Here is a 14,116-nt window from a genome sequence, read left to right as displayed (position 1 = left end):
CCATCAATATGGAACATGTTAATAAATAGAATTCCAATGAAAAAAATAACCAATAAACTAGCGATAATAATGATGGTGTCAACCGGCCTACTGTCTGGATGTACCAAGTTTCTGGAGCAGACCCCCAATGCTGTACTGAGCTCCGACCAGGTAAAGGAACCTGAAAGATTACTGACGGCTACGTATGCTGCTTTGGGCAATGACCATTATGATGTACCTTTTAGCCTCTGGCCTTATGGTACAGTAAGGTCTGATGACGCGTACAAAGGTGGCTCGGGTCCGCAGGATATTCAAACGTTCCATTTTTTGGAGGTATCCAGCAATATTACGACCAATTTTGCGGAGCTGGATAAACTATGGTTTCAGCTGTATGTAGCCATTTCACGTGCCAATACGACGATCAAAACGATTCAGGAAATGGATGGTTTTGAAGGAAAGGAGGGAAAATTGGCCGAAGCAAGATTTCTGCGAGGACACTTCTATTTTATGCTTAAAAACCTCTTTAAGTATGTGCCCTATATCGATGAAAATGTGCCGATAGATAATTATGAAACGGTATCAAATCGAGCGTTGAGCAACGATGCACTTTGGCAAAAAATTGTGGATGACTTCCAGTACGCGGTAGATCATTTGCCGACCACGCAAACGGAAATTGGTCGTGCCAACCGAATTGCAGCTGCTGCCTATCTTGCGAAAACATACCTGTATAAAGCTTATCGCCAGGACAATGCCGAGCGACATGCCGTAACAGGAATTAACTCGGACGATCTGAATAAAGTGTTGGAAAATACAGACATTGTACTTGCTTCAAATCATGCACTTGAAGCGGACTTCGCTTTCAACTTTTTGCCCGGGAAATATGAGAACGGTACAGAAGCAATTTTTTCAGTTCAATTCTCAAAAGATGATGGAACCAAGTTTGGCCGTGTGAATTTCTCGGATGTGCTCTCTGTGCCAATGGGTGTAGGCTGCTGTGATTTTAATAAACCTAGTCAAAGCTTGGTAAATGCATTTCGCACGACAGGAAAGGGTGTGCCTCTTGATAACTATAATACTTTAAATACGTTCAATGCTACGGAAAGATATGACCCAAGGTTATTTCATACCGTAGCGATTCCGGGACTGCCTTATAAATACAATACCAAACGCACCTATCAAGAGAGCTGGAATCGTAATCCCGCGGACTATTCGGTTTATGCTTCGCTGAAAGAGAACGTTGATCCTGATTGTGATTGTTTTGTACCGATGGCTCCATTTTTTGCGAATACCAAAAACCGTATTGTGCTGCGTGTGGCCGATGTCTTGCTGATGCGTGCCGAAGCACTTATAGAATCACATCGTCCGGCCGAAGCCTTACCGTTGATCAACCAAGTGCGTCTGCGTGCAAAAAATAGTGCCACAATGACGGGGTATGCCACCGATAAAATGTTGATCGAAACGTATAAAAATGGTGAAAATATCATATGGAACGAGGAAAATGCACGGAAGGCTTTACGTTGGGAGCGCCGTTTGGAATTGGCGATGGAAAATGGCCGGTTCTTCGACCTGGTACGCTGGGGAATTGCGGATCAAACCATGAATGCGTATTATGAATCGGAGAAATCGCGTCGTTCTTATTATGCTGTAGCTCATTTTACGGCAGATAAGAATGAGTATTTGCCCATTCCGGAAGCACAGATCAGGCTAAGCAAGTACCTCTATAAGCAAAACCCGGGATATTAAAACATTAGCCAATGCCTCTTGTGGGAATATTAAAACGAACGATAGGATAGTGTCTTGTGGTTCCGTCAATATTGGTCTGTTTTCAATTTTTACGCTAAAGAGCTTAGAAAAATAGTTCCGATATACTTTAAGCAAGAAAAGACGGAAGCGCCTAGGTAGTGACAATTCATCATAGTGAGATGGTTGTTGCGAAGATTAAGCCTAAGTGAAACAGGATGGATTGGGAGGAGTTAAAGATACTGTAGGGGAATAGGCAAAACAATAGTAAGTAATAGTTTTATTGAGATCGTAAATGAAAACAAAATTTTATTTAATTCAGGTGCTATGCTTGATAGCGTTGCTGACAAGTTGTAAAAGTGGTGATCAAAGCTTGCCTCTCGATAAGCAGAGTGATCCAGAAGCAGTAGATCGGTCTATTTCCTGTACTTCGGTACAGGAAGCCGGCCTGTTTCAGACCTTTTATAAGCCACAGGAGGGATTTGTCGGAGATCCCATGCCGTATTACAATGCCGATGATAGAAATTATTATTTGTTTTATCTCTACGAAAATGCCAATCGTCATCCGATTTACGTGACCAAAACCAGCGATTACGCCACATTTGATGGTTTTACACAAGTATTGCCGGCCGGGGCTATCGGAAGTCAGGATGAATGGATAGGGACAGGCAGTTTTATTAAGAAGGATCAGACCTATTTTTGTTTTTATACGGGGCATAATGGCAACCTGAACCCAGCCGAAAAAGTGATGATCGCGACTTCGACAGATTTACTGAATTGGACAAAGCAGCCTGCCTGGACAATAGAGGCCGCTCCGGGTTATGACCAAAACAATTTTCGGGATCCCCATGTCTATTGGGACGAAACTCGTGGCAGTTACGTGATGTTGGTATCCACGCGTAAGGATGGCAAAGGTGCTATTGCACGGTATACATCTGCAGACCTAAACAATTGGTCTAGTATAACACCCATCGTAGCGACAGATGCACAAGCTGTAGGGACGTATCAGATTGAAACGGATGCAGAAATACTGGAGTGTCCAGATCTATTTAAAATGGGAGACAAATGGTATTTGACATTCTCCCGGATCAATCGGGACGCGCATCGCAAGACTTTTTATCGCATTGCTGATTCACCCGATGGCCCTTGGAAAATATGTCGAGATGCAAACGGCCATCATGAAACTTTTGATGGCTTATACCTTTATGCTGGCAAGACAGCAAGTGATGGAACAGCGCGCTACCTTTCGGGTTGGTGCTCCACAGGGCAGACCATTAACAGTAATAATGAATTGCCCTGGTCTGGAACTTTGATTACACACAGGCTACTGCAGGGGCCGACAGGGAGATTATATCCGGGTATTCCCGCTGCTGTGGACAATAAGTTTAATGAGGAGTTACTGTTTGAAAAGCTGAATGCTGTTGGAAATGTTTTGGAAAATAATAAAACATATCGTATAACGGCGCAGTCCAATGGGAGGAGCTATGCACAATTCAACCGAAACAAAACCGCTGTTAAAATATCAATGACGATAGATGCTTCGCAATCTGACCACTTTGGTTTCACTTTTGGTGCTTGTGACAATCCTTCTGAGTTGTACAGTATTGCCTTCGACTTAACTTCTGCAAATCGCTGGAGCATGCCTTCGCTCTTTATGAATCGGGAAGTCAGTTTGGGGGGGACAGCTGGAAAAACAGAACTTAACTTTACGCCGTTGATCATACCTGCCGATAAACGTTTTGACGTAAAAATTGTCATCGAAAAATCTATCTGTGTGGTCTATGTTAATAATAATGTCGCTTTTACCAATCGTATTTATAAAATGGAGCAGAATCCATGGACGATTTATGCTGATCAGGGTACCATTAAAGTCAATATGATGAAAGTCGAGAAATTATAAGAAATATCGCTATTTTATGGACAAACATAAATAACCTGAAATGATATAAACTAAATAAGCTATGAATAGAATAAAGAAATATGGAACTATGCTGCTTCTTGCGGGCATAGCGAGTACAACATTTGCGCAAGTTGATTTGAAAGAAATAAAAGATCCTAAGGAAAAATACCGTCCGATCTACCATTTTACGCCCAGGCAAGGCTGGATGAACGATCCGAATGGCATGGTATATATCAACGGAAATTATCACCTCTTTTTTCAACATAATCCCGATAAACCAGTCTGGGGGCCTATGCATTGGGGGCATGCGACCAGCAAAGATCTGCTTCATTGGGATGAAAAAAAGATTGCCTTATATCCGGACAGTTTAGGAACTATTTTCTCGGGAAGTGCTGTGATCGATAAGGATAACACGGCAGGTTTTGGAAAAGGTGCCATGATCGCCATTTTTACCCATCACAATCATCAGGAAGAAGACCGGAAAACAGGATTACATCAAAACCAAAGTTTGGCGTATAGTCTGGATGAGGGAGTCACCTGGACAAAGTATAAAGGGAATCCAGTACTACCTAATCCGGGCATATGGGATTTTAGAGATCCAAAAGTAATGTGGCATGCGCATAGTAAACGTTGGATCATGACTTTGGCAACCAAGGATTGCATCACTTTTTACTCATCTAAAAACTTAAAGGAATGGAATAAGGAAAGCGAATTTGGTAGGGAGGTGGGCGCACATGGCGGAGTCTGGGAATGTCCTGACCTTATCCCCATGAAATACAAAGGCGAGACGAAATGGGCTCTATTGGTAAGCATAAATCCGGGTGGACCCAATGGTGGTTCGGTAACGCAATATTTTGTCGGTGATTTTGATGGAAAGCAATTCAAAGCTGATGATACAGCAATTAAATGGTTAGACTGGGGACCGGATAACTATGCTGGCGTAACCTGGAGCAATCTAGGCGATAGACCTCTGATGATTGGTTGGATGAGCAATTGGCAATATGCTAATGAGGTGCCTACGACTGCATGGCGTTCCTCATCAACCATACCCCGTGTTTTATCCCTGGAAAAAGTTGGACAGTCTTTCTACGTCGCGAGTACTGCGCCTAAAGAAATTGAAACTGCATTTCGGCCGTTAAAAAAATACCATGACGGCGGGGCGAAAGAAGTTTCATTCGAGGAACACCTTCCACAAGCGTACCGTTTGGACCTCAAGAAATTGAAGCAACAGGCTTTTAAAGTGATCTTATCAAATGAATCCGGTGACGAATTGGTCATTGGTTATCGTGAAGACCAAAATGCATATTACATCGATCGTTCTAAGTCCGGCGAAGTGTCTTTCAATGCGGAATTCGCTAAAACGGCTTTGGCGCAACGCCTGTTGAATAACGGTACATTGTCTTTCAGCTTGTATGTCGATGTGAGCTCTGTGGAGCTTTTTGCAGATGGAGGACTGACGACAATGACCAGCTTATTTTTTCCGAATAAGCCAATAACCAAGATTCGTATCCTAGGGGATAAAAAGCTGGAGTTTCAAGAGCTGAGCATCGCTGAGTTTAAAAAATAAGCGCTGGTTTGTGCGATTAAAGCGATCCTTTGTCACGACAAGGATCGCTTTAATCCTGCGCTACTTGGTCGTACTGTCTGGACGCAAGTGTGCCGGCATTAGTGTTGGGAAGGTCCACGCAAAATGATTTTTTTTGTAGACCACGGGACGATAAATGGAGAGGTACGAATCAAATTCAGGCGTATGATAAATATCCTTCATGGCTTCGAACAGATTGGAAGGCCAGACTCCCACTGTCCTGTCCTGAATATCAACATCAGGATTCTTAAACCAAGGCCATGCTGTCGGATGTTGATTGTAATAATATAAATAATCTATGGCCCGCTTGATTGATTTTCCATCCTTCGTTGCTGCAAAAAGGTTTTCTCCCGTCGCGTTGTGTATGCACCACATGGCGGCTGTCAATGGAGCCAAGGAAAAGTACGTATACCATAAACCTTTCTCACCCCGTTTTACTTCTTCGATAAGGTGACCATCTGCTGCGATCTTTTCAAAAAGATCAGTCTTGATTAAGGCTATTGTAAAAGAAAGCTCTTTTTGGTCATCAAGAAAATTTGCTGAAAGTAGATTAGCAAATCTTGCCCAATCAGCAATATTATTGGGTCTTTCACGTAGGAAATGTGTTGCTTTTTGATAGACGTTCATAGTCCAGGTCTTAAAATGATCACGGTCGTTCTTCGTCCAAAGAGGATCGTTTTTAAGTAATTCAGCTGCGATCATTAATCCGGCACCAGCATAAGAAAGTACAACGGGGCCGTCAAAATCAGAATATTTTTTATTGATTGTGGCCCAGGAGTTGATGAAATATAGGGCTTTGGATGCATATTTCTCCTCACCGTTTAAGGTATAGGCTAAGGCAGTACAATAGGCCGCAAAAGCATCCGCATGGAGTTTTTTTGCCATGGCACGTTGGCCTTCTTTATCGCTGTAGAAGCCAGGCACACTAAAATCCTCGACAGCATGATGGTCGGCCAATAAAAGAGAGTCGGCCAGTATAATCAACTGCTTGTATGCAGTATATACCGGTTCGGATTTTTTGCTGATTTGGGATTTGACATCATGGATCTGGGTAATTGGGTGCATTAGGGATTGGGCATGACCATGTGTGGGTCTGATAAATAGGCCGGCTAGCAACAAGGTTAATCCTAATTTTAGAAATTGGGTGGTTCGGACCTGGAGGCCGAAAAATAAGTATATGAAATTTTGCATGGTTTTAAATGGATATATTAATTGATTGATTATGCAGCTATGGGGGGATTAGCTCCTGCAAATTAAGAAAAAATACCACAAGTTTGTAGGGATTCAGAAATTTGATTTGAAATATTGCAGCGAAGTAATTAACTTCATACCTAGAATAATCAATTATGGACATCGATCAAAATCTGCCTGAGAAGGAACTCTTGTGCCAACTCCATCATGGAGATATGCAGGCCTTTGATATTTTGTACCATCGTTATAGCCAAATTATTTACGCCAATATTCTTAAGTTTCTAAAAGATGAAACTAGCGCCGAAGATTTACTTCAGGATGTTTTTCTACGTATTTGGGAAAATAGATCAAAAATAGATCCTGAGCAATCTTTCGCAGCATTTCTGTTTACCTGTTCGCGTAATATTACTTTTAATTTCAAACGACGACTGAAATTGGAGATGGAATCTGAGATCCAGCTCGCCTACGGGGCATCGGAATCCGAGAATACCATTGATAAAGTGCTGGAATCAAAGGAGGCCATGGCCCTGGTTGAAGACTTGTTGAGCAGATTGCCCAAACAACGCCAAAAGATATTCAGGCTGTCTAAGCTAGAAGGTAAAAGCTATCAGGAGATTGCGGAAGAAATGGGTATTTCTATTGCTACTGTTCGTGACCATATTGTCAAGGCAAATAAGTTTATCCGAAGCGGTGCACTGCAGGACAATGGTTTCTCGGCCTTGTTACTGATTCTGCTTCTCCATTCTGCACATTAAAAAAAAAATTTTTCTAGAGCAGACCTTTATTCCATGCTGTGTGTATTTACTTTAAAAATACAGCTCAGTGGAGACCAATAAATCTAAAATAGACCAATTACTTCAAAAATATAAGGAAGGGAACTGTTCGCTTGAGGAGATCGAATGGCTACAGCATGCGCTTTCTACTGCTGATATCCATGGTCAGGATGCCATCGACCAAGCCATAGTCGCTAATTTACTGCAGCCTTCCTCTGTAGAGAAAATGAGCGAATCCAGGCAGAAAATAATGCTTGAAAACATCAAAGAGCAAATTCAGCGGAGGGCCGAAGATAGCGATGAGATATCCGATATGGGTGTAGAAAGTATCGTTCCGATGCAAAAGAAAACCATATTTTCTATTCGATGGCAATACTGGACTGCTGCGGCTTGTCTGCTGCTCTTTGTTTTTTCAATGGTATTTTGGCGGCAGCAGACGAGCCCTGTTCAGATGGATGGCAACCTGGCTGGGATACAGGATACAATGAAGGATATCGTACAGCCTGGCGGAAACCGTGCGACACTTCGTTTGGCGGACGGTACACTTCTGGAGCTTGATAAGCAAGCATCCGGGATTGTTATGGGCGAAAGTATTACCTACGAAAATGGGAAATCTATTGCTTCCGCCACATTAGGTAAAGAGAGGATGACAGTAGATCCGAGCAAGGTTATGTTGGAGTTAACCACTCCGTTGGGCGGGATGTACCAGATTACTTTACCTGATGGTACAAAAGTGTGGCTCAATGCGGCCTCATCTTTAAAATATCCGATGAGCTTTGCCAAAAATGAACGAAAAGTTATCCTGCTGGGCGAGGCTTTTTTTGAGGTGACCAAAGATAGTTCACGACCTTTCAAAGTGCTGAGTAAAGGACAGGAAATTGAGGTGCTTGGAACCGCGTTTAATGTAAATGCATATCCCGAAAATACGACGATCAAGACGACCTTAATCACAGGGAAGGTTAAATTATCAAAGGAAAATCATGCCACGCTGCCTATATACTTGAAGCCGGGACAACAATCGACCAATACCAATAGCGGAAATATACAAGTTGCAAATTTGGATACAGCACCCTTCACTGCTTGGAAAGATGGCCTGTTTTATTTTGATGAAACACCACTGTCGGAAGCATTGCAGCAGATTGGTCGCTGGTATAATGTAGAAGTGAGATACAAAGCCGAAGTGCCGCAGACGCATTTCTATGGTCGTATAAAACGAAGCAAGCCACTCCGGGAAGTACTCGAAGTATTGGAAGAAGGTGGGCTGCATTTTGAGCTGAGCAAAAAACAGGAAAAAAATATCTTATTGGTGACACCATTGTAATAATAATCCTAAATACTGATGAAAAAAGAAATGATCATGGATTCCACCTAAGCTGGAGAAGGGTATAGGCAAGACAAAAAGGGCAGTGCTGGGGGGCACTGCCTTGAATTGGATGCATATACTTACAAGTATTGCCCGAGGGCAAATTTTTGATAACCATTTATAAATAAATACAAACCGTACAAACATATGATTTTTTATCCATTTGTTAGGCTACACCCGTGGAGTTTAACTTTACGAAGTATACTGATTATGAAATTGATCGTACTCATTTCCTTGCTGACCACCATGCAACTGTTTGCTGAGGGAAATGCGCAGACCATAAACTTAACCGCTAAGCATGTGACCTTAAATCAGGTAATGCGAGATATCCAAAAACAAAGCGGGTTTAATTTTTTCTTAAATGGCAAGTCCTTGGCCCAGACTCGTTTGTCTGTCAATATACAACATGCCAAATTGGAAGATGCGCTAAACGCCATTGTAACGCCTCTGAATCTGGAGTGGGTCAAAAAAGACGAGGTAATCGTGATAAAACCCAAAAGAAAGCTGCTAAATACCGACCGAAAAGAAGTTCTACAGCGGAGCATTGGCGGTAAAGTCGTGAATGGCAAGGGACAGGCTGTTGTAGGAGCCACTATTATGGTGAAAGGTACCAATATCTCCACGATCACGGACCAAGAGGGAAGGTTCACCATTCAGTTACCTGCTACGAATGGCATCTTGGTATTTTCGAATGTGGGCTACCAGCGTTTGGAAAAAAGTGTCACTGGAAATGACGAATTAAGTATTGTGCTTCAGGAGGAGGTGAACGGTCTGGACGAGGTTGTTGTTGTGGGATACGGAAGCCAGAAACGCGCAAATGTGATTGGCGCTGTATCAACCGTGAGCGGAAGTTCAGTAGAAAACCGGTCAACGTCCACGCTTACCTCTTCCTTGGCTGGACTCGCGGCCGGCGTGAATGTACAGACCACAACAGGAAAACCAGGGGCAGACGGTGCTAATATCCTTATTCGTGGAAAGGGAACATTAAACAATACCTCACCCTTGGTGGTGATCGATGGTATCGTGGGTTCCATGGATGCTGTCAATCCCAACGATGTGGAGTCGATTTCGATTTTAAAAGACGCTGCGACGGCAGCAATTTATGGATCGTTGGGATCGAATGGCGTTATTTTAATTACGACAAAAAAAGGTGCCAAGGGGAAAAATAATGTTTCCTATACGGGCATGGTTTCGATGCTTCGACCCAATAATGTGCCCGAATTTATCACCGACTATGCACAGCATATGCGCCTTGTCAATGAAGGCTTCAAGAATTTGGGGCAGGCGGCCGTTTATACGGATGCAACGATCAATCTCTGGGAAGAAGCGAAGAAAAATCCAAACGGGCTAACCGAATTTGGTATTCCCAATGAAGTCGCTTATCCGAATACCAATTGGGGCGATGTGCTTTTTGGACAACGCAAACTTTTACAAAATCACAATCTTTCCTTAAATGGTGGCAACGAGAATACGCAATACCTCTTTTCAGTAGGCTATTTCAACAATCCGGGGACGATGCCCGAAACTGGCGCGGACAAGATACGTATGCGTATAAACTTACAGTCCAAAGTCGCCAAGTTTTTGACTGTAGGCACCCAGACGTTTGGCGATATGCAGAATTTGAGTGTGGCCGATGTGGTTACTGCATATTCCTATCTGACCCAAACTGTGCCCGGAGTGTACCCTTATTACAATGGTGTCTATGGTTTCCCGGCTGCTGCCGAAGAATCGGCCACTGCAAATAATGCCTTGGCTTTTCTAAATGGGATGGGCGGGAAGAACCAGGTCAATCGATTCAATACTACGGTATTTGCAAAATTAAATTTAATGAAAGGGCTGGAGTTTGAATCAAAGGTAAATTATAACCATACGTACACCGAAACCAATTCCCATCAGGTTCCTTATGAAAAATGGAATTTTGCAACCAACAAATTGAGTACAGCGGCGCTATCGTCAGGACAAATAACAACGCAATATGGCGTGACTAAGAGCTACAACGTGATCATCGATAATGTATTGCGTTATTCAGGATCATTTGGTAAACACGATGTGGGGGGGATTTTGGGTTACAATGAACAGTATTTTAACCAATATAATATTGGTGCGGCCAAACTGGGACTTGTGCATCCCGACTTGACGACATTTAATTCGGCGACAACAATGAGTTCCATTACAGGCGATGAGCTTGATTACGGTTTGCGGTCCTTTTTTGGCCGTGCCAATTATGCATACGATAATAAATACCTTGCCGAAGCGGTGGTACGGTACGATGGGTCATCGCGATTTGGCACCGCCAAACGTTGGGGCTTCTTCCCGGCCTTCTCCGCGGGATGGCGTATTTCGGAGGAATCTTTTATGAGTCCGCTCAAATCCTTTCTGAATGATTTGCGGCTAAGAACCTCCTGGGGGAAAACCGGAAATAATGCATCTCCGGGTAATTACGATCATCTTCCGTCATATGGTACTGTAAATTACTCATTCAATAATCAGGCTGTCCGTGGTTTGGCGCAGACTAAGTTGGGAAATGACCTGCTGCACTGGGAAACGACCACCACGACAAATGTTGGCTTTACAGCGACAGCATTGAAAAATAAATTGACAGTCGAGTTTGATGCCTACCGCGCTTACACGGATGGAATTTTATATGTCCCGACTATTCCTGCGACAACAGGGACCGCTACAGCAGCAACGATGAATATTGCCGAAGTCAGCAAACGGGGGATTGAATTGACCTTAGGATACCAAGATAAAATCAGCGATTTTAAATATGGAATATCAGCCAACTTCGCCTATAATACCAATCGGGTAGAAAAATATAAAGGGGCATTGTCGGAGGGCTATGTCACTGATGCCGCAGGTAATCGGGTTTATCAGTCAAATATCGGCATGGTTTCTAACGGGGTAAACCAGCGGATTCTGGAAGGGCACGAAATCAATGAATTCTACTTGTACAATGTGTACCGTGGATCAGGAAACCATTTTCTAACGGATGGTGCTGTTGATAAAAATGGTGGACCGCGCGACGGTATGATCCGCACCGAGCAGGATATGGCCTGGTTAAAGGCCATGGTCGCAGCAGGCTATTTGTTTCAGCCTGCAGATGGCATAGACCCTACCAAGATCTGGTATGGTGATTTGATTTATTCGGATATGAACGGGGACGGTATTTATGGAAATGTGTATGACCAAAAGTTTATGGGCAAAAGGGCAACACCGTCATTCAATTATGGTCTTACTATCAACATGGCCTATAAAGGATTTGATGCGTCTATGATCTGGTCCGCTTCTTCAGGCATGTCGTATTATTGGAATGAACTTTATCTCAATTCATCCATCGTGGCGCAGGGTAAATCGGTACCGGCATTGGTCGCTAACGACCATTATTATTATAATCCTGCAAATCCCTCAGATCCCAACAATCGGATCGATGGTTATTATCCACGCTTAAAAGGCGTGACTGACGCACAGAATGGACGTACCAGCGATTATTACTTGTATAACGCTTCTTTTGTGAAGCTGAGAAATCTTCAGTTGGGCTACACCCTTCCTGAAAGCTTAGCGAGCCGTTTATCGATCGCTAAACTCCGGATTTATTTAGCTGGCGAAAACTTGCTGACATGGACGAAGTTCCCGGGACTGGATCCGGAAATTGGACCAGCAAGTAACGACCCATCGTTGATCAACTCTTCTGTTGTAAACTACCCAACGATGCGCCAATATTCACTGGGTTTGAATCTAACTTTTTAATCCGAATGAGAACAATGAAAAAGATGAAAAAATTTCTGGCGATTGTATTGCTAACAAGTATAGTGGGGTGTAAAAAAGATCTTTTGGATACCTCTCCGTATTCATCGGTCTCCACTGAAACGATGTGGACAACCGATAATTTAACAGATTTGGGCGTTGCGGGAATCTATAGTTCCTTTCGACTCTTAATGGGGCATAGCGGATTGATTTCGCCTTATGAGCTCTATCAGTTTGACCGTTTCTCCTACACTGGGCAGGCACGTTTTGATGAACCCTTATTGACAGGGACCATCACTGCGGGCGATCCCTTATTTATGAATGTTTGGAAGATCCAATACGAAGGTATTCAGCGGGCAAACGACGCTTTGAAAAATATTCCCATAAAGTCGCCTTCAACAGCAGAAAAGAAAGCGAAATATATAGCCGAAGCTAAATTTCTACGCGCTTACTTTTACTTTCGACTCAATCAACTTTACAAAGGAGTACCTATTTACCTTGAGCCTTTTACGGCGGTCGAGGCCATCAAAGGGCGTAGTTCGGAAGATGAGGTCTGGAATCAAATATTGGCTGACTTGAACGATTGTATTGCGGAAACTAATTTTCCGGATCGTTATCCCGCGGGCAATGGGAATTATGGACATGCAACAAAGGCGGCGGCTTATGCCTTACGGGGTAAAGTGTATCTCTATCGAAAAGATTGGGCAAAGGCTGCAGCTGATTTTCAAAAAGTAAAAGATGCTGGCCACACACTCTTCGCTGATTATAAAGCTTTGTTTAAGGAAGCCAATGAGCAATGTCCTGAGATGATTTTTTCCATTCAGCATCGGAGTGAGTCAGGCTATGGAAATAATATGCAATTGTTTTGCGGTTGGCCGTCAGTCTATTCGCGGGGCTGGAATTATTACATGCCTTCACCACATTTGGTCGATCTCTATGAAAATAATGACGGTTCTAAATTTGAATGGGATAAAATCATTCCCGGATATAGCAGTTTAACTGAAAATGAAAGAGAAGTCTTTTTTCTACGCAACAACCTGACGGAGGCTGAGAAAGCGGCCGCGGCATTGAGAGGAGCAAAGATGAGCCTATATCTGCCGCAAGGTAATGAAGAGCGTATCAAAAAAGCCTATGAAAACCGTGACCCTCGTTTGCAGGCCAATGTCGTGACGCCTTATTCGACTTTTAGGGGCGCCTATAATTTTACCAATGTAGAAAGTCTTCAATTTATGCGCTGGCCATTTCGTGGACAGGCACAGGTAGATGGCGATATTCAGAGTGATACACAGATCAATTTCTTTTATTTCTACCGAAAATTTGTTGCGGAAGGAGTCAATGAGATTGTGGACCGTAATTATGGTCCCATTGATTTTCCGATTTTCCGCTATGCCGACGTATTGCTGATGTGGGCTGAAGCATTGAATGAAGACGGGAAATTGAATGAGGCTATTGCAAAAGTCAACGAAGTACGGCAGCGAGCTGGTGTCGCGCTTTTAAATTCAAATGCTGCAACGGCTGTTGGGGGAAAGGATGACTTACGCCTGCGTATTCGCAATGAACGTCGTGTGGAGTTCCCGAATGAAGGAATCAATTACTTCGACGAACTGCGCTGGGGAACTTGGAAAGAGAAGGTGTTTCAAACTGGCAATGGACGTAAACAGATCTGGGGAACAAATGTTGGGAATTACAGCTATAAGGGCGATTTCTTGACCGTATGGCCTATCCCTACCTCCGAAATACAGATGAACGTGAACTTGGTGCAAAATCCGGGTTGGATCGACTAGTTTTTGTAAAATAAAACCGGGGAGTGAGGCTATTTGGAGCTATCCCCGGTTCCATAT

General features: G+C 43.2%; 8 protein-coding genes. 7 read left to right on the top strand and 1 reads right to left on the bottom strand.

The genetic code is table 11. From position 1 onward, the window contains the following. Positions 1 to 36: 36 nt before the first annotated feature. From G6053_RS21960 to G6053_RS21950, 3 genes are all read left to right on the top strand, one after another. The gene (locus G6053_RS21960; protein WP_165308486.1) at positions 37 to 1,722 is read left to right on the top strand and encodes a RagB/SusD family nutrient uptake outer membrane protein; all 1,686 of its coding nucleotides are present in this window, start codon (positions 37 to 39) and stop codon (positions 1,720 to 1,722) included. Positions 1,723 to 2,014: 292 nt separating this feature from the next. Then, a complete protein-coding gene (locus G6053_RS21955) occupies positions 2,015 to 3,619 on the top strand; it encodes a glycoside hydrolase family 32 protein (RefSeq protein WP_165308485.1) in 1,605 nt (534 codons plus the stop codon). Between the two features lie 61 nt (positions 3,620 to 3,680). Beyond that, positions 3,681 to 5,186: a glycoside hydrolase family 32 protein gene (locus tag G6053_RS21950; RefSeq protein WP_206531794.1), complete on the top strand. Its 1,506-nt coding sequence runs from the start codon at positions 3,681 to 3,683 to the stop codon at positions 5,184 to 5,186. Positions 5,187 to 5,246: 60 nt separating this feature from the next. On the opposite strand, the gene G6053_RS21945 is transcribed toward G6053_RS21950, so the two are convergent. Further along, entirely contained in the window at positions 5,247 to 6,395 is a 1,149-nt protein-coding gene (locus tag G6053_RS21945; RefSeq protein ID WP_165308484.1) for an alginate lyase family protein, read from the bottom strand. A 155-nt stretch (positions 6,396 to 6,550) separates the two neighbouring features. Between G6053_RS21945 and G6053_RS21940 the strand changes: the two genes are divergently transcribed. The 4 genes from G6053_RS21940 to G6053_RS21925 all read left to right on the top strand — a co-directional run bounded on the left by G6053_RS21940 (position 6,551) and on the right by G6053_RS21925 (position 14,059). Continuing rightward, complete coding sequence (locus G6053_RS21940; protein WP_108635666.1) at positions 6,551 to 7,150, top strand: RNA polymerase sigma-70 factor; 600 nt, start codon at positions 6,551 to 6,553, stop codon at positions 7,148 to 7,150. A gap of 67 nt (positions 7,151 to 7,217) precedes the next feature. Further along, positions 7,218 to 8,489 (top strand): FecR family protein, encoded by a 1,272-nt coding sequence (locus G6053_RS21935; protein WP_165308483.1) that lies wholly within the window; start codon positions 7,218 to 7,220, stop codon positions 8,487 to 8,489. Between the two features lie 252 nt (positions 8,490 to 8,741). Further along, complete coding sequence (locus G6053_RS21930; RefSeq protein ID WP_165308482.1) at positions 8,742 to 12,278, top strand: TonB-dependent receptor; 3,537 nt, start codon at positions 8,742 to 8,744, stop codon at positions 12,276 to 12,278. A gap of 14 nt (positions 12,279 to 12,292) precedes the next feature. After that, positions 12,293 to 14,059, top strand: a complete 1,767-nt coding sequence (locus tag G6053_RS21925; RefSeq protein ID WP_241254804.1) for a RagB/SusD family nutrient uptake outer membrane protein — start codon at positions 12,293 to 12,295, stop codon at positions 14,057 to 14,059. Positions 14,060 to 14,116 lie beyond the last annotated feature (57 nt).

It is taken from the genome of Sphingobacterium sp. DR205, assembly GCF_011064245.1.
Classification (GTDB): Bacteria; Bacteroidota; Bacteroidia; order Sphingobacteriales; family Sphingobacteriaceae; genus Sphingobacterium; species Sphingobacterium athyrii.
This window is presented reverse-complemented; position numbering and strand designations above follow the sequence as displayed.

Bases quoted from the DNA above. Each gene is read 5' to 3' on its own strand.
- G6053_RS21930 (WP_165308482.1), top strand. From the start codon at position 8,742: ATGAAATTGATCGTACTCATTTCCTTGCTGACCACCATGCAACTGTTT.
- G6053_RS21925 (WP_241254804.1), top strand. From the start codon at position 12,293: ATGAAAAAGATGAAAAAATTTCTGGCGATTGTATTGCTAACAAGTATA.
- G6053_RS21960 (WP_165308486.1), top strand. From the start codon at position 37: ATGAAAAAAATAACCAATAAACTAGCGATAATAATGATGGTGTCAACC.
- G6053_RS21950 (WP_206531794.1), top strand. From the start codon at position 3,681: ATGAATAGAATAAAGAAATATGGAACTATGCTGCTTCTTGCGGGCATA.
- G6053_RS21955 (WP_165308485.1), top strand. From the start codon at position 2,015: ATGAAAACAAAATTTTATTTAATTCAGGTGCTATGCTTGATAGCGTTG.
- G6053_RS21940 (WP_108635666.1), top strand. From the start codon at position 6,551: ATGGACATCGATCAAAATCTGCCTGAGAAGGAACTCTTGTGCCAACTC.
- G6053_RS21945 (WP_165308484.1), bottom strand. From the start codon at position 6,395: ATGCAAAATTTCATATACTTATTTTTCGGCCTCCAGGTCCGAACCACC.